Raw genomic sequence first — 24914 nt, forward strand, 5'->3', positions numbered from 1 at the left:
TCGAGTGAGCTCGACGTTTGTTGCATCCACGGCCCTTAGCGGGGACGCGGTTTAAAGTTATATATTTTTTAATGCTTTAAACCGCGCCGTCTCCAGCGGTCGTCAAAAACTGCCGGGGCCGATCCCATCCAAAAGCATCGCATACCGCACTGGGCGCGGTTTTATCGAGCCGCCCTAACGTCGATCGCTCAATGCTGCGGCGCCGGTTCGCCCGATGCGGGATCGGTGCGGGCAGACGCCCTGTCGATGTAGGCCAGCAAAGGCTCCGCCTCCTTGCGTTTGTCCGGATCGATTCGGATCGCCTCGTCCAGAGAGGCACGGGCGAGGTCGTATCGCGCGCTGTGCAGATAGGCCACGGACATCCCGACGAAGGCATTCGCGCTGTTCGGGTCCAGTCTCACGGTCTCGCGAAACTGCTCGATGGCACCCGAATAGTCCTGCTTCATCAGGAGCGCCCCGCCGAGACGCAACCGGGCCAAGGCGGAGGTCTGATCGGCCGCGACGGCCTCGCGCAGAACGGTGACGGCGGCATCGAGCTCGCCGGCCTGAATCTTCGCCTCGCCGTCTCGGATCAAAGCATCGGCATCGGCGGCAAACGTCGCCGGGGAAGCCAGCAACAGGACAAGAAAGACGATCGGAATCGAACGCATGGGTGGCTCTCGGGTGCTGGGCACTCCCGGACTCGGGAGCGGAGGGTTGGAACTGGAAGGGGGTTTGGATGATCGGTGATCGGGGATGGGCACGGCGTCGCCTGCACCTGTAGGGGCGAATTCATTCGCCCCTACAGCCGAGCACTCGACGCCTTACTTCAACGATCCCTCGCCATAGCGGGCCTCGAAGCCTTTGCGCACCACCTCGAGCTGATCCTTGCTCATGCCGTTGAAGTACCAGTCATGCCCGTCGATGGGCTTGAAGTATTCCTCCAGCAGGGCGACCGCGAACTCGTCGTTGCCGTCCTTCTTGATCACCACCTCCTTGAGCTCCGGGATCCATTTGAAGTAGGTGTGCTGGGCGACCTCGTACATGCCGTGCCACCAGGTGTAGTCCGGCCCGCTCATGGATGCACCGTGGCGCGCGCGACGCCCCTCGTGATGCCAGATCTCCCACCAGGTCCACTCGATCTTCTCGTCGAAGGGCGCACCCGTGATGTAGCCGCCTTCCTTGAGTCGATCCATCATGGCGGCGATCGGCTTGGCGAACTTGTCGTTGTAGAGGTCGACCACGTCGTCGAACTGCTTGTAATGGCCGGTCACGACGCTTTCGGCATGACAGCCGAAGCAGACCTTTTCCATCTTGGCGCGCCGGTCCTTCCAGGTCAGCACCTCGACGACGGTAGAGCCTTTCGCCTCGTCGCCCACGGCCGGGATCGGCTGACCCTCGGGCACGTCGAACTCCTGACCGTTTTCGAGCTTGACCAGATTGATCTTGGTCGAGATCGGTGGACGCAGGGTCCAGGAAATGCGCTCGCCGACGTTGTGCGTCGCCCCGATCCCCGGGCCGGCGCTCATGTGGCAGGTCGCACAGGTGGGTGCGGCCGAGTAATCCACGCCCGCGACCCATTTACGCGAGTCGAGGTTCATCTCGTCGACCTTGGCGCGGTAGATGATGCCGTGCTTGGATTCGTTGTAGACCTCGATCTGAGGATGATCCGGTCCGACATGGCATTTGCCGCAGGTATCGGGCGTGCGCGCTTGAGCCCGCGAGAAGCGATGCCGACCGTGACAGGCCGTGCAGGAGCCGAGGCTGCCGTCCGGGTTGATCCGGCCGATACCGGTGTTGGGCCAGGTCCCCGGGGTCGGGCGACCCTTGTTCTTGCCTTCGGTGTAGAACTCCAACTCGCCGCCGTGACACTGCTTGCAGCCGGCGTTGACCGCGGCGGGTCCACCAATGACCTCGCCGAGCAGATTGTCGAGCGAGCCCAGGATCTGCCCGGCCTTGGCGTGATGGGAGCCGTCCATCTCTTGGAACTCGGTCTCGTGACAGGTCGAGCAATTCTTCGGCGTCACCACGATGGAGATGAACTCGCCCTCGTGCTTGAAGGCATCGACCGCGCCCTCCTCGCGCTGATGGCAGTCCAGACAGTTCACGCCGGCCTGACCGTGCGCACTGTGGTTCCACTCCCAGTAAAGACCCGGGTTCTCGGTCATATGACAATCCACGCACTCCTCACCGCGTGGATCGCCCCAATCGACCCCGGCCTGCCCGCTTGGACGCGCAGCATCGACCGTCGTTGCAAGGGCGAGAAGCCCGATGGCGAAACCCAATCGGACGAGACCGACCCGATCGAGGCCCGCGGGACTCGGTCCGCGAGGATATTGCTTCATAGTGCACTCCGGATTCTTTGTTATGGACCCCGTCCCTGGGCCAGTCGGCGAGCTCTCGCGCTGACGACCCTCGCCTGATCGACCGACATGCCGAGAAACCACGGGTGCTCATCGGTCTTGGCAATCATCCCTATCGACCCGGACGATGCCGAGGGGATCTCCGGGCGGCCTTGATACAAGTCAAATTTCACCGGCGGTTGATGGATGATTGATCTTTGTCAATGACCCTGCGTTTGTTCGGATTTTCGTTGGGGAGACCGCCGCCGCACGGCCGATGTCGGGTGCCGGAACCAACCGATCGGCCTTGACTTGAATCAAGGCCGAGCCCTCGGGAGTCGTTCAAGGTGCCGCGAAAACAACAATGATCCTCCGGTCGCAACCCTGCAGACGGTCGCAACCCGGAGGCCTGTCGACCCAAAGGAGAGAGTGCCATGCCAAGACCCACTTGGAGCCGCGCCCTGTGCGTCGGGCTCCTGATCGGGACGTTCCCGAGCCTGCCGCTCCATGCCGAGGAGATCCGCTCCGAGAGCATGCTCGCCAACACCTGCGCCGGCTGTCACGGCACGCTCGGCGCGAGCGCCGGGGAGGTCATGCCGACCATCGGCGGGCTGGACAAGGGTTATCTCGTCGAGGTGCTCACCGACTACAAGACCGGTCGGCGACCCTCGACCATCATGGGTCGCATCATGCTGGGCTATGGTGATCAGGAGATCAACGCGATCGCGAGCTTTTACGCCGCTCAGCCCTGGGTCTCCACCGACCGTGTCGCCGTTGCGGATCAACTCGCCGAGGCACCGGCCCTGCACGAACGCTACTGCGAGAGTTGTCATCAGGACGGCGGGCGCTCGCAGGACAAGGAATCGCCGCGCATGGCAGGGCAATGGGCAGGTTATCTGCAGTACGCCATGCAGGCCTGTCGCGACGGCGAGCGCTGCCACCCGCGCAAGATGAGAAACCGCGTCGCGGATCTCTCGGACGCGGAAATCGCGGCCCTGGCCCATTTCTACGAAAGTCAGAAGTAAACCGCGTCCAGAGCGAGATGCTCGTTTTCGAGTGAGCTCGACGTTTAGTGCATCCACAGCCCTTAGCGGGGGACGCGGTTTAAAATGATATATTTTTTAATATTTTAAACCGCGCAGACTCCAGCGGTGGTCAAGTCTGCCGGGGCCGATCCCATCGAAAGAACATCGCATACCGCGCCGGGCGCGGTTTAAGAGGATCCACAGGATGAACACGCTGACCCGTAGAAACTTTCTGCAGTCCTCCCTGCTGTCCACGGCCGCCGTGCTTGGCGGGCCGTCGCTCGCCGTGCATGCCGCAACGCCGCCGAAGGCCCGTGTGGTCGTGATCGGCGGCGGTTACGGCGGCACCATCGCGGCCAAGTACCTGCAGATGTCGGACCCGGAGATCCGCGTCACCTTGATCGAAAAGGACTCGGCCTACGTCTCCTGCCCGCTCAGCAACGAGGTGCTCGGCGGCGAGCGCGATCTGGCCAGCCTCACCTTCGACTATCGCGGCCTAACCCGTCGCGGGATCGCCGTGATGCAGGACACCGTCGTCGAGATCGATCCGGTACAACACTTCGTCACAGGCGCGAGCGGCAACCGCTACAACTACGACAAGTTGATCGTCTCGCCCGGCGTGGATTACGACTGGGCGGCGATCGAAGGCATGTCCGAGGCGGTGGCCGAAAAGATCCCCCACGCCTGGAAGGCCGGCAAGCAGACCCAAATCCTGCGCAGACAGTTGGAAGCGATGGAGGACGGCGGCGTCTTCTATATCGTGGCACCGCCGAATCCATTTCGCTGTCCGCCGGGCCCCTACGAGCGCGCCGCACAGGTCGCGCACTATTTCTCGACCCATAAGCCCAAATCCAAGATCGTGATCCTCGACGCGAAGGACGCCTTCTCCAAACAGGCACTCTTCCAGGCCGGTTGGGAGGAGCACTACGGCGACATGATCGAATGGGTCTCGGGGGCGCAGGGCGGCATCATCGAGGCGATCGACCCCGAGACCCGCACCTTGATGGGGTCGTTCGAGGAATTTAAGGGCGACGTGATCAACCTGATCCCGCACCAGAAGGCCGGCGCACTCGCGCAAACCGCCGGACTTGCAAATGAATCGGGCTGGTGCCCGGTGGATCAGCGGACCTTCGAGTCTTCGATCCACAAGGATATCCATGTGATCGGCGATGCCTGTATCGCCGGGGCAATGCCGAAATCCGGCTATTCTGCCAACTCGCAGGGCAAGGTCTGCGCTGCCGCCATCGTCGCTGCGATCAACGGCGAAGCCGCACCCGCGCCGTCCTATGTCAACACCTGCTACAGCATCATCGCGCCCGAGCACGGTATCTCGGTCGCGGGTGTCTATCGGCTCGAAGACGGGCGCATCGTGGACATACCCGGAGCAGGCGGGGTCTCGCCGGCCGACGCGGATGCCCGAACGCGCGCACTCGAACAACAGTTCGCGCTGGACTGGTTCCGCAACATCACCTCGGACATGTTCACCTAAACCGCGCCCGGAGCGACATGCGTTGTTTTTATTGTCCGTTTGGCTTCGGAGATATCCTCGATCCCGGTGAGACGCGGTTTAGAATTGAATATTTTTGAATACCTTAAACTGCACCAGCTCAGACAGTCGTCGGAGCTGGCACGGCCAGACCACTCCAACAAACGACGCATTCCGCACCGAGCGAGGTTTAAGTGATGCGACAGCTCGCGGGAACATCATGACTCCAGCAAACCTAAGCCCGTCGACGCTCCAACTTGCCCTGATCGGCCTGATCGGACTTGCACTGGTCGGGCCGTCGACGGTGGCGAATGCGCAGCCGAGTACTCGTCCGGAGGTTGACCCGGCGACCGCACCACAGGTCGACCCGTCGAGTCTTCGAGCGCTGGAGCAGCGTGTCGAGGAACTGGAGCGACGTGTCGAACGCATGGGATCCGCGCCGAGCTCGGGAGGCTCCGCCTCCGCACCCTCGAAGACCGGCGACATTCACTGGAGTTTCGATGCCGCGCTGAGCCGGGATCCGTTCAACGTCAAGCATCAGAGCTTCGATCGAGGATCCGGGCGATTCGACGTCCTGCTCAAGGTCGTCGCTCCGATCCCCGACCCGACCCCTTGGCAGGTTCCGTCCGGCGCGCCCGTGCCCGTCGCCGCCCGGATCGGACTCGCGGACGGAACCGCGAGCGAGAGCCTCGTCTTCCGCCTGGCCCGCGGGCCGCGGCTCGAGCCGGGAGCCATCCTTCACATCGAGGCTCAAGTCCCGCCCGAGCAGGCCGCCGCGATCAGTGGTCTGTCCGTCGGCATACGCCGGGAGTAAACGCCTTCGCGTTCTCTGTGTTCTTTGCGGTTCAACTGCTCTTTTTAGGTTGACCCGACACACCGGAGACGACCCGCGTGGGCGGTTTTCCGGGCGGTGTTCGGTATCCGATCGAGGGCCGGACGAGCGCTCCTGTGCTACCGTTCGCCTCATCGCTCCGACTCCCCGACGAGACCCCCATGGCGACACGCTACCCTTTGATCCTGGTCGACGCCTCCGGCTATCTGTTCCGCGCCTATCACGCCCTGCCCAAACTGACCAACTCCAAAGGCGAGGCGACCGGAGCGCTGATGGGTGTCGTCAGCATGCTGCGCAAGCTCATCGACGAGCATCGACCCGACTACATCGGCGTGGTCTTCGATGCGCCCGGCAAGACCTTTCGCGACTCTATCTATCCCGAATACAAGGCCAACCGACCGGCCATGCCCGACGAGCTGCGCGAGCAGATCCTGCCGCTGCAGGAGGTGATCCGAGCGATGGGATTGCCGCTGCTGGTGATCCCGGACGTGGAGGCCGACGACGTGATCGGCACGCTCGCGACCCGCGCCGCTGCGCAGGGCATCCCGACGCTGGTGTCGACCGGGGACAAGGACATGGCGCAGCTCGTCGGCGAGCATGTCACGCTGGTGAATACGATGACGGATACGGTGCTGGATTCGGCGGGTGTCGAAGAGAAGTTCGGCGTGCCGCCCGAGCGCATCGTCGACTATCTGGCCCTGATGGGCGACAGCGTCGACAACATCCCCGGCGTGCCCAAGTGCGGCCCCAAGACCGCGGCCAAGTGGATCGCTGACTTTGGGGATCTGGACGGGGTGATCGCCAACGCGGACAAGATCACGGGTAAGGTCGGGGAGAATCTGCGCGCGGTGCTGGACCAATTGCCCCTGTCGCGCGAGCTCACGACCATCAAGCGGGATGTGGCGCTCGACCTGGAGCCCGCGGATCTGCGCCCTGCCCCGCCGGATCGCGAGACGCTGCGCGGTTGGTACGAGCGCTTGGAGTCGCGCCGCCTGCTCGCCACCCTGAAAGACGCGGACACCGACGCCGCGCAGCCTGCCGACGCCGAGACAGCGACGGGGTCGAAGCCGAGCCAGGACTACGAGGTGGTCCTCACCCGAGACGCCTTCGATGCCTGGGTCGCGAAGCTCGAGTCCGCAGATCTGTTCGCCTTCGATACCGAAACGACCGACCTCGACTACATGCGCGCGGAGCTGGTCGGCCTCTCGGTGTCCGTCGAGCCGGGAACGGCCGCCTATGTCCCGGTCGCCCATGTCTACCCGGGCGCGCCGGATCAACTGGACCGCCTGAAGGTGCTCGAACGGCTGAAACCCCTGCTTGAGGATCCCGACCGTCGCAAGGTCGGCCAGAACCTCAAGTACGACATGAGCATCCTGGCCCGTTACGCCATAGAGCTGCGCGGCATCGCCCACGACACCATGCTCGAGAGCTATGTCCTCGACAGCACGGCGACCCGCCACGATATGGACTCGCTGGCCAAGAAATACCTGGACCACGACACCGTCCACTTCGAGGATATCGCCGGCAAGGGCGCCAAGCAGCTCACCTTCGATCAGATCCCGCTGGAGCAGGCCGGACACTACGCCGCCGAAGACGCCGATGTGACCCTGCGCCTGCATCGCGCACTCTGGCCCCGTCTGGAGGCGATCCCGAGCATGGCCGCGCTCTACCGGGAGATCGAGGTCCCGCTGATCCCCATCCTCTCGCGCATGGAGCGCCACGGCGTGCGGATCGATCCGGATCTGCTCGCCGCGCAGAGCGCAGAGCTTGCCAAGCGCATCCAGGAGATCGAGATCCGAGCCTACGAGACGGCCGGGCGACGCTTCAACATGGGCTCGCCCAAGCAGATCGGCGCGATCTTTTTCGAGGAGTTGGGTCTGCCGGTGGTCGCCAAGACACCGACCGGTGCACCCTCGACCTCGGAGTCGGTGCTCGAACAGCTCGCCGCCGACGGCCATGCGCTGCCGGATCTGATTCTGCAACACCGCAGCCTCTCGAAGCTGAAATCCACCTACACCGACAAGCTCCGCCAGATGGTCAACCCGGATACCGGGCGGGTCCACACCTCCTACCATCAGGCGGTGGCCGCGACCGGCCGGCTTTCCTCCAGCGATCCGAATCTGCAGAACATCCCGATCCGCACCGACGAGGGTCGCCGGATCCGCCGCGCCTTCGTCGCCGAGCCGGGAAACCGGCTGCTCGCCGCCGACTACTCCCAGATCGAGCTGCGCATCATGGCCCATCTCTCGGGCGACGAACGGCTGCTCGCGGCCTTCGCGAGCGGGCTCGACATCCATCGCGCGACCGCCGCCGAGATCCTTGGACTCGCCCCCGAGGCGGTCACCGGGGAGCAGCGCCGCTCGGCCAAGGCGATCAACTTCGGACTCATCTACGGCATGTCCGCCTTCGGGCTCGCCAAGCAGCTCGGCATCGAGCGCGGTGCGGCACAGGAATACGTGGATCGTTACTTCCAGCGCTATCCCGGGGTCAAGGACTTCATGGAGCGCACCCGCACCCAAGCGCACGAGGACCGCTATGTCGAGACCCTGTTTGGCCGCCGGCTTTATCTCGCCGAGATCGGGCACAGCAACCAGAGTCGCCGCGCCGCCGCCGAGCGGACCGCCATCAACGCGCCAATGCAGGGCACGGCCGCCGACATCATCAAGCGCGCCATGATCGCGACGGATCATTGGATCCAGTCCGAGCGGCCGCCGGTGCGGATGATCATGCAGGTGCATGACGAGCTGGTGTTCGAGATCACCGCCGATGCAGTCGAGGCGGCCGCCGAGAGAATTCGCTCTGCGATGGAATCCGCTGCGGAGCTGGCGGTTCCGCTCGTCGTCGATATCGGGGTGGGAGAGAACTGGGACGAGGCCCATTAATCGAAATCGCGCCCGGGGTTATATGTGTCGGTTGGGGATACGCGAAGGCTTGGCTCTACACTGGACGAGTGGCGATGCGCGATTTAGATTAAATTTTAGTATTTTAAACCGCGCCGGCTCCAGCGATTGCCAAGTCTGCCGGGGCCGGTCCCATCCAAAAACATCACATACCACGCTGGGCGCGGTTTAAACATCCGAGGAACTTACTCAAGTGCACCCTGTCGTATTTGCCGAGCGCATCGGGGTTGCCCATCCCCCCTGAGGGCAGCCCCAAATCCCGGCATCCCCAAGCCGGGGAAGCGATTACCCCGGAGTCCTGACCCCAGAACTCCGGGGGTTCTTTTTCCGGGTTTCCGGACCGACATCCCCTTGAGTCCATTTGGCTCGCTCTCGACCGAGTTCCGGATTCCAGGTCGGGGAATATCGCGTCATCAGGTTGACATGACTCCGCCTTAAACTCGCTCGACGGCTATTTTGCCGCGCGAGACGGGATGAACGGGAATGCTTCCGGCCGATATCACACTGATCCTTCCGACGCGCGACGAGGCCCACAATATCCGGCAATTCCTGGCGTCCGTTCCCGCGCAGATCCGGCTCATCGTGGTGGATGCGAGCCGGGACGAGACACCGGACCTAATCGAGACACTGCGCCCCGAGCGCACGCTCGTCATGCGCGAACCCGGATCCGTCACGCAAGCGAGACAACGGGGCGCCGATCTCGCACGGACCGAATGGCTGCTGTTCAGCGATGCCGATATCCTCTTTCCGCCGGGTTATTTCGAGAAGCTCGCGTGCCTTTCCGAGAGTGCGGTGTATTACGGACCGAAGCTCTCCACAGACCGCTTTCGCGCCTATTACAACCGCATCGCCCGCGCCCAAGCGCTGAGCCACGCCTGCGGAATACCGGCCGCATCGGGCTCCAATCTACTGATACGGCGGGATGCACTCGCGTGCGTGGGCGGTTTCGACCTGAGATTGACCTGCAACGAGGACTCGGAGGTCGTCTGGCGTCTTCGGCGGGCGGGTTTTCGGGTGTCGTTTCGAAAGGATCTGGTCGTTCACGCGACCGACCATCGACGCATCGCAGGCAGCCGATGGAACAAGACTCGGCATTCGATCACGCGCTGCATCCTGCTCTATACGAATCTGATGCCCGTGAAATATCGCACCTACGATTGGGGCTATTGGCAACATCGCGACGGCTGACCAAGACGGCTCCATCCTCGGCAAGATTCATCGTTCCGTCACGCGACTTCAACCGATTCGTCAAGTCGAGTCTCTACTATCGCGCGAAGCCAATGATCAGGGGAGAGACTGTCTAATGACCATCGAACGCCGCTACTGCGCCCGACACCCGATCGACCTTCAGGTCTCGATCCGTTACCGCAAGCGCCGCTTCATCTGCGCCCGCGCCTGCAACCTGTCCGACCAGGGGATGTTCCTCGAGGTCAGCAACCTTACCCTTCCGACCGGTATTCTGGTCGAGCTCGAGCTCGAGTGTCTCGGCAAGGATTGGCTGATCCCGGCCATCGTGGTCCACCATCGCGGATCCGGCATCGGCGTCATGTTCCGGGATCCTCAAGCGGACCTCTACCGGGGACTCACACGGGACATGACACGCCGGCCGCCGCCCCCGCAGGCCATCGACTCGACCGGCCGTCAATCGAGCGCACGCTGAGCCGGACAACACCGCCGCCGATCAGCCCTCTCGAAGAGGCATCAAGACGCGTAGACCACCCCGGGCAACCAGGTCGCCAGCGCGGGCCAGAGCGCGAGAAGGCCAAGGACGATCAACTGAATCAGGATAAAGGGCGCCACGCCCTTATAGATGTGGACCGTCGTGATCCCGGGCGGCGCCACCCCGCGCAGGTAGAACAGCGAAAAGCCGAAGGGCGGCGTGAGAAAAGAGGTTTGGAGATTGACGGCCATCATCACGCCGAGCCAGACCGGATCCAGCCCCATCGCGAGCAACACGGGACCCACGATCGGGACCACCACGAATGTGATCTCGATGAAGTCCAGGATGAATCCGAGCAGAAACATGACCAGCATCACGAGTGCCACTGCGCCGACGACCCCGCCGGGCAAGCCGGTGAGAAATTCGGTGACCAGGTCGTCGCCACCGAAACCGCGGAAGACCAAGGAGAAGATCGCGGCACCGATGAAGATCAAGAACACCATACTGGTCACCATGGTGGTCTGACGCACCACCTCGCGCATGGTCGAGACCGTGAGCCGACCGCGCGCCGCGGCCAGGATCAGCGCACCGACTGCGCCCACCGACGCCGCCTCCGTGGGTGTCGCAAACCCGCCCAGGATCGACCCCAAGACCGCCACCACCAGAAAGAGTGGCGGGATCAGCACCGAGACGACCCGCCAGGCCAGCGCGGCACCGTCGACCGGACGATCCTCGCGCGGCATCGCCGGCACCGCCTCGGGTCGAAACACCGCAACGCCGACGATGTAGAGGATGTAAAAGCCGACCAGCATCAGCCCGGGCACCAGGGCGCCGACGAAGAGATCGCCGACCGACACGGTCTCCGGCGACCAGACACCCATCTCCAATTGCGCCTGCTGATAGGCCGACGACAGCACGTCCCCGAGCAACACCAGAACGATCGAGGGCGGGATGATCTGACCCAGGGTACCGGACGCACAGATGGTCCCGGCCGCCAAGCTCGGCGAATAACCGCGGCGCATCATGATCGGCAGGGACAAGAGCCCCATGGTCACGACGGTCGCCCCGACGATGCCGGTGCTCGCCGCCAGCAGCATGCCGACCAGGGTCACCGAGATCCCGAGTCCACCGCGTAGAGGTCCGAACAGCATCGCCATAGTGTCGAGCAGGCTTTCGGCGACCCGCGAGCGTTCGAGCATCACGCCCATAAAGACGAAGAGCGGCACCGCGATCAACGTCTCGTTGGTCATAACACCGTAGAGGCGATTGGGCAACGCCTCGAGAAACGCCGGCTCGAACAGCCCGAAGACCTCGCCGACCAGGGCAAACGCGAGAGCCGTACCGCCCAGCGAGAGGGCGACCGGGTATCCGGCCAGCAGGGTGGCCACGACCCCGGCGAACAGCAGGACAGGCATCAGTTCATGCACGACTCACACCTCCGTCCGAGGGCGGCAGCGCCTCCTCCATTCCCGACAGGAAGAGCCAATTGCGTAGCGCGTTCGACAGACCTTGAGCCAGCAGCAGGATCGGCATGATCAGGATCAGGGTCTTCAGGAGGTAAACCGCCGGGATGCCGCCCGCCTCGCGCGAGGCCTCTTGCACCCGCCAGGACTCGGCGACATAGGCCCAACCCAGCCAGATGATCAACACACAAACCGGGATGAGCAGAAGGAGCGTACCGACCAGATCCACCCGAGCACGCGCGCGACGCGAGAAACGCTCGTAGAGGATATCCACGCGCACATGACCGTTGCGCCCCAGCGTGTAGGCGATGCCGAGCATAAACAGGACGGCATGCATGTAGGTCACCGACTCCTGCAGCGCAATCGAGCCGATGTCGAACGCGTAGCGCAGCAGCACTACGGCGAAGGTGACCAACACCATGGCAAGCGAAAGCCAGGTCGCCCACTCGCCGATCTGTCGGACGACGGCGTCGATCCGATCGGCGAGACTAAGCAGGCGCGCCCGACCGCCCGGCCGGGGATCGTTCTTCATACGGGGCTCCAAGCGTCGGGCTCAGCGAGAAACAGGCCACTCGGGCGATGCATCCGATCCGCCTGAACGGCGTCGGCCGTCGGCACCTCGCATGCCCGCGCAGTTAAGTTCGACACTTCGGGGCGAACACGACTCGATCCGACCTCAATTCCATTCGAACAGAACCCACTGCGGGATCGAGACGTTGTTCGCCGCATTCTCCTGCATGTCCAGAATTCCGTCGCCGTTGGTGTCGTAAAGAAAGTAGGGCGGCCCGAACTGGGGTTGGATTCGGACCATGTAGAGCACCCCGCGGATCCGGTACTCGTAGATGACATCGTCGCCGGATTCGATGATGGTGATCTCGGGCTCCACCGGCTCGCCGGTGATCGGCGATGGAATCACCGTCGGCGCCTCCAGAAAGCCGTCGCCGGGAGCCGACGGTTCCTCGTCTTGCGCATACGCCATCCCGAGACAAAGCATCAGCGGGATCGTCAGCAGGATCGTCTTCGTCACGGGACCACCATCTCACCGTCGATTGAAAGACCTGCATGGTATTACGAACGCACCCGGATTACCTCATCCGGACATGCGTTCGAAGGATGCCGATCGGGTATCTTTGTCGGCCCGAACCGGAGGCCACCTCGCGCCATGCGAGGACCGGGTCGCCGTCACGCCACAGGATCCCGTATGACCGGACTCAACCCTCGACAACTCGAGGCGGTGCACTACACCGCCGGGCCGCTCTTGGTCCTGGCCGGCGCCGGATCCGGCAAGACCCGTGTCATCACCCGCAAGATCGCCCACCTCATCGACCAAGGCGGGATCTCGCCGCGCCACATCTGCGCCCTCACCTTCACCAACAAGGCCGCGCGCGAGATGCGCGAGCGGGTCGGCAGCCGGATCAAGGGCGCCGAGACGCGCGGCCTGACCATTTCCACCTTCCATACCTTGGGCCTCGACATGCTGCGCCGACACCCGGAGCGCGCCGGCCTTCGCCCCCGATTCTCGCTCCTCGACGCCCAGGACGCCGAGGCGCTGATCAAGGAGCACCTGCGCCACACCAAGGGCGGCGACGCCTTCAGCCCGGCGGCCATCCAACACCGCATCTCGCGCTGGAAGAACGACCTGGTCGACCCCGCACAGGCCGAAAGCCTGGCCGAAGACGACTTCGAGGCCCGACTTGCCGGCTTCTACGCCGACTACGAGCGCAGTTTACGTGCCTACAACGCGGTCGACTTCGACGACCTCATCCTGGGTCCGGCACGGATGCTCGCCGAGCATCCGGAGCTGCGCGAGACCTGGCAAGGGCGGATCCGTTATCTGCTGGTCGACGAGTACCAGGACACCAACGGGGCACAATACGACCTGGTCCGCCGGCTCGTCGGGCCGCGTGCAGCCTTCACCGTGGTCGGCGACGACGACCAATCCATCTACGCCTGGCGCGGTGCGCGACCCGAGAACCTGGCCCGGCTCCAGACCGACTACCCGCATCTGAAGGTCATCATGCTGGAGCAAAACTATCGCTCCAGCGCGACCATCCTCGGACTCGCCAACACACTGATCGCAAACAACCCGCACGTCTTCGAGAAACGGCTCTGGAGCGAGCACGGTCCGGGCGAGCCGCCGCGCGTCCTGCACTGCAAGGACGAGGGCCACGAGGCCGAGCAGGTCGTCTCCGAGATCCTGCATCTGAAGTTCGCCGAAGGGGCCGACTTCGGCGACATCGCCATCCTCTATCGCGGCAACCATCAGGCGCGCCCGTTCGAGAAGGCCCTGCGCGAGCACAACGTGCCCTATGTCCTGAGCGGCGGCACCTCCTTCTTCGCCCGCGCCGAGGTGAAGGACCTGATGGCCTACCTGCGCCTCATCGCCAATCCGCAGGACGATGCCGCCTTCCTGCGCATCGTCAACACCCCGCGGCGGGAGATCGGCCCGACAACGCTGGAGAAGCTCGCCAACTATGCACGCGAGCGCGAGATCCATCTGCTGGATGCCTGCGGCGAGATCGGTCTCGGCGAGCACCTGAGCGAGCGCCAACGCGAGCGCCTCCACGCCTTCACCGCATTGGTCTCCGAGCATGCCCGTCGCGGCGAGACCGACCCCGTCGGAACCATGCGCGCGCTGGTCGAGACGATCGACTACGCAGCATGGTTGCGCGAGAACGCCTCCAGCCAAGCCGTCGCCGACCGCCGTTACGCCAACATCACCGATCTGCTCGACTGGCTCGGCGCACTCAAGAAGGGCGAGCTGCAGGAGAAGACACTCGCCGAGATGGCGACCCTTCTCACCCTGATGGACGTCATGGAGCGCCAGGACGAAGACGAAGGCGGCGACCGGGTCAGTCTCATGACCCTGCACGCCGCCAAGGGACTGGAGTTCCCCCACGTCTTCCTGGTCGGCATGGAAGAGGAGCTGCTCCCGCACCGCACCAGCATCGAGGAAGAGACCATCGAGGAAGAACGTCGCCTCGCCTATGTCGGCATCACGCGCGCTCAGCGCACACTCACCTTCACACTCACCCGTCGGCGCAAACGCTACGGCGAGTGGGTGACGAGCGAGCCCAGCCGCTTCCTCGCCGAGCTGCCAAAGGATCAGCTGCGTTGGGACAATGCGCGCGACGAGACCCCCGAGAACCGCAAGGCCCGTGGACTGAGCCATCTGCATGCGCTCAAGGGCATGCTCGACGTCGACTAAGCTCGGACGGGTCAACCAACGGCCGCAGCCAGCTCAATCCGAACGCAAGATCGGCATGGACGACCGCGGCGGATCGCAGTATCCTTCAGGGTCTTCGCAGAGCCGGACCCCGACCTCATCTCGAATCGCGGTAGTACGGACAGCGAAAACCCCCAAAGCGCCCGTAGCTCAGATGGATAGAGTACAGCCCTCCGAAGGCTGGGGTCACAGGTTCGAATCCTGTCGGGCGCGCCAATACCACCTTTAAAATCAATTATTTACGCGAAAAAACTGACTGCCATCAGATTTTTTCAGCTCGTCCGCTTTTCCCGTCTTTCGCGCCTCCTCGGTGCCTATCCAATTGATTCCTGCCTTCACTCCTGGCGATGGCCTCATAGCCCCATGGCCCACCGGCGGTGGCCCGGCTATAGCCCACTGTGGCGCACCAAGTTCCGGGCCGCACGGGACTAAACCTAAATGCCCGCGCCGCCCTTTTATCCTCACCAACCTACACTTCCCCGGACATCTATGACCGAAACCAGCACAAGCACCATTACCGACGGCAAGTACGTCGAGCTCACCTACCTCGTGCGCGACAGCAAGACTGGCGATGTTCTTACCGAAATCTCGCGCCCCCTCAACTACGTTCACGGGGTGAATGAGATATTGACACCGACGATCACCTGCGAGCTCGAAGGCAAGACGCAAGGTGCACGGGTCGACCTGCTTGTCGACTGCAATGAGTTGTACGGTCCGAGAGACGAGTCACTCGTGATCACCGAAAAGGTCGCTGTTGTGCCGCGCGAATATCGCCAGGTCGGCACCCGGATCCTGATGGAGAACACTCTCGGTCAAATGAAGAGTTTCTTGGTGACCAAGATTGAAGGAGACAAGATCACCTTCGACGGTAACAACCCGCTCTGTGGCAGGGAGGTCATCTACCAGGTGAAGATCCTGTTGGTCCGCGATGCAACGGCGGAAGAAATGGAGGTCGGCAGAAACGTCGAGGCAGACCCCGGGGCTTGATTCAGCGGCTTGGACGATCGAAACAGCGGGGCGTCCTGCCCCGCTGGAGATCAGGGGCGCTTCGGGGTCTTATAAGCGACCTCTTTCTGAAAAGATTCCCAGATCGTCTGATATCCGACGAAACCCTTATCATTGGCTTCCATTTGCTTGGTCTTGTGGAAACGCACCTTGCCTTCCGGAACCTTTGGTCTGCTTTTGGATTGCTCGCTCATAAGTCACCTTTTCCAGACAGGATTTGCAGGGCTTCGTACACGAACTCATGCGTGTATGAGTTTTCACCGCAGTGAGTTAACGCTTCATCCGACGTGCGAAATGTCAGGTACGGATGGACTTCCTTCCCGTCGACTTCGATCGCCGACGTGTCATCGATCGTACTGGCAACACTGAACGCAATGCTTGCTGTCGCTTCTTCGAGCTTTTCGCCACTCAAGCCCACTTCCTGCAGCTTGACCCTGATATTCTGCACCAATTCGCGGACCAGTATGAACTGCTGTTCTTCAAATAGTGTCGGATCGAGGTTCAGCTGCATACTTTCTCACTCATGGCGGAAGCCCTGGCTCACGTCTTTTCAATCATTCGCTAGAGAGGTACGGGCTTTACACCCGTGAGCGCGGGCGGCATTTCAACCTTGCCGCCGGCTGCCATCTCTGCCTCGGTCGCATCTCGAACGGTCAAGATTTCAAGCTCAAACACGACTTGCCGACCGCACAAGGGATTATTTCCGTCAATCGTCAACGTCTTCTCGTCGACTCTCGTGACCAAGAAGGTCTTCGTCTCGCCCTGCTCGTTTTCCATGAGGATGGTGGTACCGACCTCTCGGTACTCTTCAGGGACATTCTCGATGTAGTCGGTAACGACTAGAGACTCATCCCTGGGACCAAACAACGTGTTGCAGTCCAGCTCGACCGATATCGTATCACCCACCGCTCTGCCCTCAAGCTCGGCCATAACTTGAGACGAAAGCACGTCGTTGACACCGTGGACATAACCCAACGGAAAATCGACAGCCGTCAACACATGGCCGGCCTTGGCGTCGACGACTCGGTACTTGAGCTCGACGTACTTATTACGCTTTATGGTGTCGGTCATAACGCTCAGAAAATCGACACGGCGAAAATACGTACTTCGCCTTTCTCATAGCCGAGAACCATTCTTCCCAGCCACTCCCCTTCCTTCGCCGTACTTCGCATGCGGTAAAGAACGGTCACATGCTCGCCACGCCGAATGAGACCAAGAAAGTCTCGCTCTTCGACCAGGTTCCGGGACAATTCGCTATGAGCGAACTGCTTACCGAGCTCGACCTCGTTTAAGCCGAGCAGCAGTTCATACGAGAACTTCCGGATAAACTTGCCGTATTGACCCTTGTTGGAGAACTGGACCAACTCGTCCCACATCGGATGGGCGATCTCGAGAATTTCCTCGTCGGACTTATCGTTGATATTCATTTCGCATCGCCATCGATGTGCGTCTTGGCAATCTTGTGACGAGCTCGAGCTTAAGCCGCCGGCTTCACGGCGATGAACCATCTCGATAAACGCCAAGTGTGTTACGTGGTAACGACGCAAGCGCGCATGACGTTTAGCCTAGCGCTCGTCCAACAAGCCTGGAAGAACCGCGAGAATAAATCCGAGGCCCCGATTCCCGAGGCCCCGGCCTTCGGAAAGGCTTAGGCAGCCTTAGCCTCTTGCTTGTCCTCGATCAGGTGGTAGCAAGGTGCTTTCTCCATGGTGTACTCGCCCGTCTCGGGATCCCGGCGAGAAACGGTGAGTACATGCCAGTTCTCGTCGTCCACCTTCATCGCGTCACCGCGATAATAATAACCGGGCCAGCGGGTTTCTTTGCGGAACAGAGTGTGATGCATGACGGCCTCGGAGGTGAGGTGACGATGCTTCAGCTCCCAGGCACGCAACAGCTCGTGGATATTCTCCGCGGCAATCTTTTCAAGGTCTTCTTCCAGAAGCTTGAGTTTCTTGAGCCCGATGTGCAGCAGCTTCTCGTTGGTCATGTAGCTGACGGTCACCCCGCCGCAATACTCGTCCATCAGCTTCTGCAGGCGATCCAGTCCTTGACGCGGGTTGATGTAGTGCGGGTTGACCGAACCGGCGGTGATCTCGTTCCGATAGATCTTGTAGTGCTCCATCGGCTTGTAGATCTCTTCCTTGCGACGGTTGATCTGCTCGTCGGAGACGCGGATGCCCTCGCCCTTTCCGTCGTCGATATACTTGCAGGCCGCCTTGGCCGCGAGCCGGCCTTCCGTGAACGAACCGGACGAGAATGCGTGCGGCGTACCACCGACAGCGTCACCCGCGCCGAACAGACCTTCCACGGTCGTCATGCGGTTGTAGCCCCAGAAGTACTCCGGCGGGGAGATGTCTTCGGGACCGGAGCACCAGGCTCCACACCCGGTGGCATGAGAACCCATGACGTAGGGCTCGGACGTCGTCAGCTCCGGATTCTCATACTTCGGGTCGACATCCGTCGCTGCCCACAACACCGCTTGGCCGACGGTCATACCCAAGAAGTTGTGCCAGCCGATCTCTTCGAGATGCGGATCCTGAAACGCCTCCATCGTCACCATGTGAATCGGACCGCGGCCTGCGTTCACTTCGTTGATGAACGCGTGATTCCGCAGACAGGTGGGAATCGGGCGATGCGAAAGGTGAGACGCCTCGACGTCCAGATATCGCTTACCGACCATTTCCTGGAGGGCCGGGAACCACTTGGATTCGTACTCTTCGCCCATGCCGTTCTGCGTGTAGGTCTTGAGGTGCAGGAAGTACGCACCGACCGGACCGTATCCGTCCTTGAAGCGCGCGAGAACAATCCTGTTCTCCATCTGGGTCATCTTCGCACCGGCATTGATCATCAGGCCATAGGCGGAGCCCGACGACCAGGGCGCATACCACACGCGGCCGGCACCTTCGCCGACCGAGCGCGGCTTGAAGATGTTCGACGCACCGCCAGCCGCAACGACCACCGTCTTGGACTTGAACACGTGGTAGTTGCCGGTGCGCACATTGAACCCAACGGCGCCGGCGACGCGGTTCTCTTTGGATTCATCCATCAGCAGATGGGTAACGCAGACACGGTTGAAAACCTTGTCGGCGGACTTCTTGGCAGCCTCGGCGACGATCGGCTTGTACGACTCGCCGTGGATCATGATCTGCCAGCGCCCCTCGCGCTGATAAGCGCCGGTTTTCGGGTTGCGCATCAACGGCAGGCCCCATTCCTCGAACTGGTGCACAGTCGAGTCCACGTGACGCGCCATATCGAACAGGAGATCCTCCCGAACCATCCCCATCAGGTCGATGCGCGCGTAGCGAACATGATCTTCCGGGTTATTCTCGCCGAAACGGGTCCCCATGTAGCAGTTGATGGCGTAGAGGCCCTGTGCCACCGCGCCCGATCGATCGATATTCGCCTTCTCGGCAATCACGATCTTCTTGTCTTTGCCCCAGTAGCGTGCCTCGAAGGCAGCACCTGTACCGCCCAGTCCTGCACCGCACACCAGGATGTCGATGCCGTCCTCAACGATTGTCTTGTAAGCCATTATTCGTAAACCCCTACTTTCAGTTGGAGCCCGGCGCTTTCGAGCGTGTGCAGACCACCGTCATCGAATCGGATGTACTTCGGCTCGTTGTACAGAAGCTCGCTATCACGCATTTCCTGACTGGGAGACGGCACGTCTGCCAACTGCGGAATGTGCTTGCCCCAAGGTTTCGTCGTGATCGGCGCCAGGAGATTCATGTCCTTTTCGCCGTTGCGGAAGATGATCCGCCAAGCGATGACACCTTTCTCCTCGTCACGTTGAACCCGGACCGAGTGGCCGAGCGGGGCGAAATCCGCGTAACCGCGAACGTCGATAGCGTTGTGCGGACAGGCCTTCACGCAGGAGTAGCACTCCCAGCACATGTTGGGCTCGATGTTGTAGGCACGGCGCACCACCGGATCGATGTGCATGATATCCGAGGGGCAGATGTCGACACATTGGCCGCAACCGTCACAGCGCGTCATATAGACGAAGGTTGGCATAATCGTTTCCTCTTCGTGGCTTGAGCTCGCAGCTCTAGATCAATAGTGGGCCGGAGCTTCGCGCTTGATGCCGAGCCCCATGTTCGGCGGATTCGCACCCATGTACTCCGGGATGTCCGGATAGCGCTCTTTGCACGCGGCACTGGACAAATCGGGAATCTCGGGCAATTTGTCGCGGGATCCGTCCGCAACCGCCACCTTCTTCTGGAACGCAGCCGCAGGCTTGAAGAACATGTGCGCGAACTTCGACCACAGGATGGTGCTGAACAGCGTGGTGGCCGCGCCGATGAAGACGATGAACGCGATCATGCTCAGCACGGAGGTCGCACCGCCGACGGCCTGCAGAAAGGACCAGATCAGCGCGAAGGTCGCCATCAGCAAGAGCGAAACGATGAACAAGTCGGACTGGTGCACGTTGTACCACTGGTTACCCTCGGAGCGCACATCGACGCGGATCTTGAACCAGAACCAGTATCCGCCGATGCAGATCGACAGCGCGCCCAGATGCCACAGCAGAGGTGCCAGACCCGAGCCCTCGCCTTCGGCAACGGGCAGGCCGAAGATCATGACGGCAGTGGTCACCACGAAAAAGACGAAGCCGTACATCGTGAACAGGTGCGAGACACGACGTTGTGGATTCTTGAACTCACTCGAGGTCAACACCTCGTTCGTCACCGTGCTCAGGGCGACGCCGAGCTTTTCTCCGCCACTGACTTCACGCTTGGCGATCTTCTTCAGCGACTGCCCCTTCTCGAAAAAGAACTTGGCACTCTTTTTATGCATGACATCGAGCAGTGTGCCGCCGATGACCAGAAGGACCATCAGAACGACGTACGCCTGCATGACGCCTGGGTCAAGCGAAAGGCTCTCGGATAAAATCGCGAAAGGGTTACTTGCGATCATTGGATGATGACTCCAAATAAATTGTGAACCTCGGCTACCTCGAGGAAACGGTGACCCGATCCGCCCCCGCATCAGGTCGACTGGCTACGCCGAAGGAACGGATATCCAACCGCCCCACCGTGAAATCGGCTCCGTTGCGACGCCTTCCGCGACATGGTCCTAGGAGTATAAGCGTTTCAGCACATGCTTCGCGACTCAGACATTTTCGGCGCTCATAACTCCTTCTTATGACGCTGGCGCAAGCTGCAACAGCGCACGCATTCTTGAGCCCTTGTGTCTTAAAGGTTTTTTGCAATTTGCTCGCGTTTCGCTGCTCGGCGCCCTTCATCAACCGCGCTGCAGGTGAATCACCCGCCCGAGATATCTGCGGCTTTGATGCCTCCATACAAACAACCCGTGCTGCGCGAGACGCACGGGCGCAGTCGAGCCGCAGCGCTCGTCCCGATCGATCTGGAGAAAAAACGCGCGCCGGACGCGGGGCTCGCCTGTGCAGAGAGCGCGACACCTCTTCGGTTTCGGGCTTTCGTCGGGCCGCCCGTTGAGAATCCCTTGAATCCTTGTTCAAGCTGTCGTCGCCGAGCGGATTGTCTTCCGGCAGACCCGCAAGGGCTGGAGCGTCAGTAAGCACGGCGCGCTGCAACACACCGCGATTGTCTACGATATGGAAGAGCCGGGGAGTCGCGCATCATCGCTCGGGTTCTCCGAGAGGTCGCGCGGAACGTCGAAAAGGGGACCACATCACTGGTACAGAACACCATCCCGGCGCCCCATCGAATACGCTGTCTCCCCTGCCGCCAACCGAAGCCGAGCTTCGATCCGGATCTTATCCATCACGTTGCTATCGGCGATTTCCGGATAAAGCTGATAGAAGCGCGCCACGTCGAGCGCGTTTGCCCGTGCCGCCCACTCCATTCTGCGCCGCTCCTCCAGATTCACTCCATGCAGCATCAGCAAACGGGGGGCTTGGCGATGCAGATAACGTTGACAAAGATCTTGTTGCTCTTCGTCTTCCCAGTCTTCGCGTATCAAAAAAGGTGGAAAATTCTCGCTCTCGCTGTACCTCCGGGTGAACCATTGCGCTCTCGGCTTGCTACCCGCACGCTCGGCGACACATCTTTCCAACCGATAGTTCACGGGCCCATATGACCTGCTGCGCTCGGCCTCACTCGTTTCGATCGGCATCACAGCCGCCGGGAGCGCAGCCCAATCAGTGAGTTTTGGAAACGACGCCATCTCCGACGCGTCGACGCAAGAGAAAATCAAGGCGAGCGGCGAGTGGTCTTTAGGGTCAAGGAGCCAGTACTCATATCGATCGGTGGCCTCGAACGGCAGTCGGGCTCCGGTCAGAAACGTGGCCAAATCGAGGATGCGTTGGTCTACTTGGCCATCTTCCGTGACAGGGTTTGCGATCACCCGTTCGAGATCGCAACGCCTGATGTGCGCCGCCCTGGTAAAGCGGCCGTGCTGTCGAGCAGCGCTTGCTTCACCGCCGCGACTGTTTGCATAGATAAACTGAAACTCCCACAAATCGCCATCCATCGAAAGCGCTCGCGCATGATTGGATTCAGCAATTTGTACTTGCGCCGAGTACGGCTGCAACACGCGTTGAGAATGAGCTTTGATCATCTACGGCAGATGCGACAGAGGTCCAATACGAGGAGAATGGTCGATTCGGCGTGCGCGACCCGCTGGAGGCCATGCTGCATCTCTCCACGAGTTCTAAACTTAAGCGAGCGCGTGGATGTTGCTACCGTACAAATGTTCTAAATACGCGCCCGCGGGGCCGATGGAACGATCGGCAGGAACTTTTATGCATGACAACCCGTGGACGCGGCTTCCGAGCAGCCCGCCTTACGTCCTCGACGAGAAGCGCGCGGCACTCGAACGCTGCGCATCCGTAATCGCGATCCGCAACCTCAAAGAATGGCTGGCGAACCGGCATTACAGGACGAGACGACGCGCGAAAGCCGCCTTCCCGCACCACATGCCGGAGGAGGCGCCGGGCATATCCCGGCCCCCCCCGGACATTAAAAACCAATCATCTCCGCATGCAGCCCCCGGGCTCGAACGGAGTCGACGATTCGACTTGGCCGCACTTCGGTCGCGTCGAAGTCCACGACCATCAGATGACGTGTCTTCTCGTGCATGCAGGCACTGTAGACCCCATGCTCGACTCCGATCTGCCGCTCCAGCTCGTGGATGCGGTCGGTATCCAGTTCCTCGTCGATGTGAATCACGATGTCGCCGGTGTACATGTCTTGTTCCTCGCCGCGTCTTTCGCTTTTCGTGGTTTGCTTGGTCACAGTGTTTAGGGTAGCCGATGCTCCCGGAATTTACCCGGAGAGATGCTAGGCTTTTTCCTGCGCCGAACACGGCCTTGCGTAACTACACCCATCCCGTGTGGCGGGGCCACTTCGGACTAGACGCATTGGCCGGAATCACCGGCCGCTTTCCTTCAGACTGACTGGCCTGATTGAATCAGAACCAGGATTAAGATATCGCGCGGTCAAAGATCCTGTTTATCCTTCCAGTTCAAGCAGTAATCCAGGGGATGATGTTTTTCGGAAGTCGCCGTCTCTCAGCCCATGAATCGCTCGTACATGGCTTCCGACTCCCCGTAACAGGCGCAGGCTGCGGCTTGCAGGCCGGGCCGATCGAGAACTCGGATGTCGCCGCGGCTGTAGTGAATCAGATTGCGCTTTTGCAGCGCCGTCGCGGCCTTGGTGACGCCGACCCGCCGCACCCCGAGTAAGAGCGCCAGGAACTCATGGGTGGCATGGAAGTGATCCGAATGCGCCCGGTCCCGGGTCATCAGCAGCCAGCGGGCGAGACGCGCTTCCAGCACATGGAACCGAGTGCAGGCAACCATCTGCTCGACCTGGTTCGTCACCACGAAAAGATAGCGGTTCAGCGTGATCCGGAGTGCGGGGCTCTGCCCGAGCGCCTCCGGAAATCGCTCCGCTGTCATGCGCCAGGCGGGACCCGCGCCCCGGACAACGGTGCGCAGCAGCGTCACGTCGATCCCCAAGACGAGTGGTGTTCCGACCATTCCCTCGCTGCCGACCAGTCTGACCTCCAGACCGGCGTGATCGATCGGTGGCGTTACCAGAGAAAAGAAGCAGTCGACGGGGAAGTAGACGTGGCGGATCTGCTCGCCGGGCTCGCTGATCACCTCGTCGAGCGCAAGTTCGACCGACTCGCAGTGCATCAGCACCTGCCGATGATCCTCGTCCGGCAGCGATGCGAGAAGACGATTGTCGAAGAGAGCGGAATTCTTCTCGGGATGCACGTGCGGTCTCCTCGTGGGCCGGGTGGAGCGGAAACACTCGGCAAGCGGAGCTTCTTGCCGGGGAAACCAGGGGCGAAGGCTTGCCGCGCATGGGCTAGCCGTGATCCGGGTTGGCCGCCGGAGGCTGGTCCATGGCTCCGTCAGCATCATAAATTACGTCAAAAAACGCTTTGATTCAGTGCGCTATCAAACATAACGTGCCGATCCGTGCCCGTATGTGCGATGGCGTACAGACCAGGTGGAAGGCGCCGTGTCATGGTGACGTTCATCAAGTTGTGCCCCTCTGCGACGGCGAGAAGGGGGATCGCCACCTAAACTTGCTCGGTGAGTGTGGTGGAGTCCGATGATCCCCAACGGCGCCGGCCTCGGGCCGATGGCCAATCACTCACCGGTGATGGACTCCCGCATCTCGCGGGTCGGTGCTGCGGTGACGGACTTGATCAGTCTTTTGCAGAGGGGCGAGCCGCACCCCATCCATCGATGGATCGGCGCGGGGGTTTACCGAATGAAAGACTCCCGCGTCCCGAGCGCTAACCAACCAGGACCGGAGAATAGAGATGAGTTTGATTAACTTAGTCATCGTTTTGGTCGTCATCGGAGTCATCCTGTGGCTGATCAACAACTACATTCCGATGGACGGAACCATCAAGAAGATCCTGAATGTGGTGGTCGTCATCTTCGTGGTGCTTTGGCTGCTGTCCGCTTTCGGGCTCCTGGGATCCATGTCCGGAATACGCATCGGGTAATGGTGTAATCCACTTTCCGGAAAGCGGATTTCCGGCCTCTTTCA

General features: G+C 61.5%; 25 protein-coding genes and 1 tRNA gene. 11 read left to right on the forward strand and 15 right to left on the reverse strand.

Annotated features, from left to right (window positions below; all coding sequences use genetic code 11):
• Positions 1 to 188: 188 nt before the first annotated feature.
• Together BLV04_RS03145 and BLV04_RS03150 are read right to left on the reverse strand one after the other, a co-directional pair.
• On the reverse strand, positions 189 to 650 hold the full coding sequence (locus BLV04_RS03145) for a tetratricopeptide repeat protein (protein ID WP_093028076.1): 462 nt from the start codon (positions 648 to 650) through the stop codon (positions 189 to 191).
• Positions 651 to 803: 153 nt separating this feature from the next.
• Positions 804 to 2324, reverse strand: a complete 1521-nt coding sequence (locus BLV04_RS03150; protein WP_093028078.1) for a multiheme c-type cytochrome — start codon at positions 2322 to 2324, stop codon at positions 804 to 806.
• A gap of 431 nt (positions 2325 to 2755) precedes the next feature.
• On the opposite strand from BLV04_RS03150, the gene BLV04_RS03155 reads away from it, so the two are divergent.
• The 6 genes from BLV04_RS03155 to BLV04_RS03180 all read left to right on the forward strand — a co-directional run bounded on the left by BLV04_RS03155 (position 2756) and on the right by BLV04_RS03180 (position 10224).
• Complete coding sequence (locus tag BLV04_RS03155) at positions 2756 to 3346, forward strand: c-type cytochrome (RefSeq protein ID WP_093028080.1); 591 nt, start codon at positions 2756 to 2758, stop codon at positions 3344 to 3346.
• 205 nt (positions 3347 to 3551) lie between these two features.
• Entirely contained in the window at positions 3552 to 4835 is a 1284-nt protein-coding gene (locus BLV04_RS03160; protein ID WP_093028082.1) for an NAD(P)/FAD-dependent oxidoreductase, read from the forward strand.
• 217 nt (positions 4836 to 5052) lie between these two features.
• Positions 5053 to 5646: a hypothetical protein gene (locus BLV04_RS03165; protein ID WP_093028084.1), complete on the forward strand. Its 594-nt coding sequence runs from the start codon at positions 5053 to 5055 to the stop codon at positions 5644 to 5646.
• A 179-nt stretch (positions 5647 to 5825) separates the two neighbouring features.
• Positions 5826 to 8546 carry a DNA polymerase I gene (polA, locus tag BLV04_RS03170; protein ID WP_093028086.1) on the forward strand — a complete coding sequence of 907 codons (2721 nt, stop codon included), beginning with the start codon at positions 5826 to 5828 and terminating at the stop codon, positions 8544 to 8546.
• A 501-nt stretch (positions 8547 to 9047) separates the two neighbouring features.
• Entirely contained in the window at positions 9048 to 9752 is a 705-nt protein-coding gene (locus BLV04_RS03175) for a glycosyltransferase family 2 protein (RefSeq protein WP_093028088.1), read from the forward strand.
• A gap of 115 nt (positions 9753 to 9867) precedes the next feature.
• The gene (locus BLV04_RS03180; protein ID WP_093028090.1) at positions 9868 to 10224 is read left to right on the forward strand and encodes a PilZ domain-containing protein; all 357 of its coding nucleotides are present in this window, start codon (positions 9868 to 9870) and stop codon (positions 10222 to 10224) included.
• Positions 10225 to 10265: 41 nt separating this feature from the next.
• Here BLV04_RS03180 and BLV04_RS03185 read toward each other — a convergent pair whose 3' ends face one another.
• From BLV04_RS03185 to BLV04_RS03195, 3 genes are all read right to left on the reverse strand, one after another.
• Positions 10266 to 11651: a TRAP transporter large permease gene (locus BLV04_RS03185; RefSeq protein WP_175534469.1), complete on the reverse strand. Its 1386-nt coding sequence runs from the start codon at positions 11649 to 11651 to the stop codon at positions 10266 to 10268.
• Complete coding sequence (locus BLV04_RS03190) at positions 11644 to 12219, reverse strand: TRAP transporter small permease subunit (protein ID WP_093028092.1); 576 nt, start codon at positions 12217 to 12219, stop codon at positions 11644 to 11646. The genes BLV04_RS03185 and BLV04_RS03190 overlap by 8 nt, the downstream gene beginning before the upstream one ends.
• A gap of 144 nt (positions 12220 to 12363) precedes the next feature.
• Positions 12364 to 12714 carry a DUF2782 domain-containing protein gene (locus BLV04_RS03195; RefSeq protein ID WP_093028094.1) on the reverse strand — a complete coding sequence of 117 codons (351 nt, stop codon included), beginning with the start codon at positions 12712 to 12714 and terminating at the stop codon, positions 12364 to 12366.
• Positions 12715 to 12888: 174 nt separating this feature from the next.
• On the opposite strand from BLV04_RS03195, the gene BLV04_RS03200 reads away from it, so the two are divergent.
• From BLV04_RS03200 to BLV04_RS03210, 3 genes are all read left to right on the forward strand, one after another.
• Positions 12889 to 14895, forward strand: a complete 2007-nt coding sequence (locus BLV04_RS03200) for a UvrD-helicase domain-containing protein (protein ID WP_093028096.1) — start codon at positions 12889 to 12891, stop codon at positions 14893 to 14895.
• A 157-nt stretch (positions 14896 to 15052) separates the two neighbouring features.
• Positions 15053 to 15129: transfer RNA gene (locus BLV04_RS03205), tRNA-Arg, on the forward strand.
• A 273-nt stretch (positions 15130 to 15402) separates the two neighbouring features.
• Entirely contained in the window at positions 15403 to 15900 is a 498-nt protein-coding gene (locus BLV04_RS03210; protein ID WP_093028098.1) for an FKBP-type peptidyl-prolyl cis-trans isomerase, read from the forward strand.
• 50 nt (positions 15901 to 15950) lie between these two features.
• Here BLV04_RS03210 and BLV04_RS24775 read toward each other — a convergent pair whose 3' ends face one another.
• The 10 genes from BLV04_RS24775 to BLV04_RS03255 all read right to left on the reverse strand — a co-directional run bounded on the left by BLV04_RS24775 (position 15951) and on the right by BLV04_RS03255 (position 24124).
• Positions 15951 to 16112 (reverse strand): hypothetical protein, encoded by a 162-nt coding sequence (locus BLV04_RS24775; RefSeq protein ID WP_175534470.1) that lies wholly within the window; start codon positions 16110 to 16112, stop codon positions 15951 to 15953.
• Positions 16109 to 16429, reverse strand: coding sequence for a hypothetical protein (locus tag BLV04_RS03215; protein WP_093028100.1), 321 nt, complete (start codon positions 16427 to 16429; stop codon positions 16109 to 16111). The genes BLV04_RS24775 and BLV04_RS03215 overlap by 4 nt, the downstream gene beginning before the upstream one ends.
• A 50-nt stretch (positions 16430 to 16479) precedes the next feature.
• On the reverse strand, positions 16480 to 16989 hold the full coding sequence (locus BLV04_RS03220; protein WP_093028102.1) for an FKBP-type peptidyl-prolyl cis-trans isomerase: 510 nt from the start codon (positions 16987 to 16989) through the stop codon (positions 16480 to 16482).
• A 5-nt stretch (positions 16990 to 16994) separates the two neighbouring features.
• Complete coding sequence (locus tag BLV04_RS03225) at positions 16995 to 17345, reverse strand: hypothetical protein (protein WP_093028104.1); 351 nt, start codon at positions 17343 to 17345, stop codon at positions 16995 to 16997.
• A 221-nt stretch (positions 17346 to 17566) separates the two neighbouring features.
• Positions 17567 to 19450: an adenylyl-sulfate reductase subunit alpha gene (gene aprA, locus BLV04_RS03230; RefSeq protein WP_093028106.1), complete on the reverse strand. Its 1884-nt coding sequence runs from the start codon at positions 19448 to 19450 to the stop codon at positions 17567 to 17569.
• The gene (gene aprB, locus BLV04_RS03235; RefSeq protein ID WP_093028108.1) at positions 19450 to 19932 is read right to left on the reverse strand and encodes an adenylyl-sulfate reductase subunit beta; all 483 of its coding nucleotides are present in this window, start codon (positions 19930 to 19932) and stop codon (positions 19450 to 19452) included. The genes aprA and aprB overlap by 1 nt, the downstream gene beginning before the upstream one ends.
• A gap of 39 nt (positions 19933 to 19971) precedes the next feature.
• Positions 19972 to 20835, reverse strand: coding sequence for an adenylyl-sulfate reductase (locus BLV04_RS03240; protein ID WP_175534471.1), 864 nt, complete (start codon positions 20833 to 20835; stop codon positions 19972 to 19974).
• Positions 20836 to 21573: 738 nt separating this feature from the next.
• Positions 21574 to 22461, reverse strand: a complete 888-nt coding sequence (locus tag BLV04_RS03245) for a hypothetical protein (RefSeq protein WP_139191849.1) — start codon at positions 22459 to 22461, stop codon at positions 21574 to 21576.
• A 401-nt stretch (positions 22462 to 22862) separates the two neighbouring features.
• A complete protein-coding gene (locus BLV04_RS03250; RefSeq protein ID WP_175534472.1) occupies positions 22863 to 23138 on the reverse strand; it encodes a heavy-metal-associated domain-containing protein in 276 nt (91 codons plus the stop codon).
• 275 nt (positions 23139 to 23413) lie between these two features.
• A complete protein-coding gene (locus BLV04_RS03255; protein ID WP_093028116.1) occupies positions 23414 to 24124 on the reverse strand; it encodes a Crp/Fnr family transcriptional regulator in 711 nt (236 codons plus the stop codon).
• A gap of 343 nt (positions 24125 to 24467) precedes the next feature.
• Between BLV04_RS03255 and BLV04_RS26040 the strand changes: the two genes are divergently transcribed.
• Both BLV04_RS26040 and BLV04_RS03265 read left to right on the forward strand, forming a co-directional pair.
• On the forward strand, positions 24468 to 24695 hold the full coding sequence (locus tag BLV04_RS26040) for a DUF2333 family protein (RefSeq protein WP_093028117.1): 228 nt from the start codon (positions 24468 to 24470) through the stop codon (positions 24693 to 24695).
• Positions 24682 to 24870, forward strand: a complete 189-nt coding sequence (locus BLV04_RS03265; protein WP_093028119.1) for a Thivi_2564 family membrane protein — start codon at positions 24682 to 24684, stop codon at positions 24868 to 24870. The genes BLV04_RS26040 and BLV04_RS03265 overlap by 14 nt, the downstream gene beginning before the upstream one ends.
• Positions 24871 to 24914 lie beyond the last annotated feature (44 nt).

Origin of the sequence: Thiocapsa roseopersicina, assembly GCF_900106925.1 — a bacterium.
Lineage (GTDB): Bacteria > Pseudomonadota > Gammaproteobacteria > Chromatiales > Chromatiaceae > Thiocapsa > Thiocapsa roseopersicina.

Excerpts from the sequence above, each read along its gene's own strand:
- BLV04_RS03145 (WP_093028076.1), bottom strand. The coding sequence starts at position 650 with ATGCGTTCGATTCCGATCGTCTTTCTTGTCCTGTTGCTGGCTTCCCCG.
- BLV04_RS03150 (WP_093028078.1), bottom strand. The coding sequence starts at position 2,324 with ATGAAGCAATATCCTCGCGGACCGAGTCCCGCGGGCCTCGATCGGGTC.
- BLV04_RS03155 (WP_093028080.1), top strand. The coding sequence starts at position 2,756 with ATGCCAAGACCCACTTGGAGCCGCGCCCTGTGCGTCGGGCTCCTGATC.
- BLV04_RS03160 (WP_093028082.1), top strand. The coding sequence starts at position 3,552 with ATGAACACGCTGACCCGTAGAAACTTTCTGCAGTCCTCCCTGCTGTCC.
- BLV04_RS03165 (WP_093028084.1), top strand. The coding sequence starts at position 5,053 with ATGACTCCAGCAAACCTAAGCCCGTCGACGCTCCAACTTGCCCTGATC.
- polA (WP_093028086.1), top strand. The coding sequence starts at position 5,826 with ATGGCGACACGCTACCCTTTGATCCTGGTCGACGCCTCCGGCTATCTG.
- BLV04_RS03175 (WP_093028088.1), top strand. The coding sequence starts at position 9,048 with ATGCTTCCGGCCGATATCACACTGATCCTTCCGACGCGCGACGAGGCC.
- BLV04_RS03180 (WP_093028090.1), top strand. The coding sequence starts at position 9,868 with ATGACCATCGAACGCCGCTACTGCGCCCGACACCCGATCGACCTTCAG.
- BLV04_RS03190 (WP_093028092.1), bottom strand. The coding sequence starts at position 12,219 with ATGAAGAACGATCCCCGGCCGGGCGGTCGGGCGCGCCTGCTTAGTCTC.
- BLV04_RS03200 (WP_093028096.1), top strand. The coding sequence starts at position 12,889 with ATGACCGGACTCAACCCTCGACAACTCGAGGCGGTGCACTACACCGCC.
- BLV04_RS03210 (WP_093028098.1), top strand. The coding sequence starts at position 15,403 with ATGACCGAAACCAGCACAAGCACCATTACCGACGGCAAGTACGTCGAG.
- BLV04_RS24775 (WP_175534470.1), bottom strand. The coding sequence starts at position 16,112 with ATGAGCGAGCAATCCAAAAGCAGACCAAAGGTTCCGGAAGGCAAGGTG.
- BLV04_RS03215 (WP_093028100.1), bottom strand. The coding sequence starts at position 16,429 with ATGCAGCTGAACCTCGATCCGACACTATTTGAAGAACAGCAGTTCATA.
- BLV04_RS03220 (WP_093028102.1), bottom strand. The coding sequence starts at position 16,989 with ATGACCGACACCATAAAGCGTAATAAGTACGTCGAGCTCAAGTACCGA.
- BLV04_RS03225 (WP_093028104.1), bottom strand. The coding sequence starts at position 17,345 with ATGAATATCAACGATAAGTCCGACGAGGAAATTCTCGAGATCGCCCAT.
- aprA (WP_093028106.1), bottom strand. The coding sequence starts at position 19,450 with ATGGCTTACAAGACAATCGTTGAGGACGGCATCGACATCCTGGTGTGC.
- aprB (WP_093028108.1), bottom strand. The coding sequence starts at position 19,932 with ATGCCAACCTTCGTCTATATGACGCGCTGTGACGGTTGCGGCCAATGT.
- BLV04_RS03240 (WP_175534471.1), bottom strand. The coding sequence starts at position 20,835 with ATGATCGCAAGTAACCCTTTCGCGATTTTATCCGAGAGCCTTTCGCTT.
- BLV04_RS03245 (WP_139191849.1), bottom strand. The coding sequence starts at position 22,461 with ATGATCAAAGCTCATTCTCAACGCGTGTTGCAGCCGTACTCGGCGCAA.
- BLV04_RS26040 (WP_093028117.1), top strand. The coding sequence starts at position 24,468 with ATGATCCCCAACGGCGCCGGCCTCGGGCCGATGGCCAATCACTCACCG.
- BLV04_RS03265 (WP_093028119.1), top strand. The coding sequence starts at position 24,682 with ATGAGTTTGATTAACTTAGTCATCGTTTTGGTCGTCATCGGAGTCATC.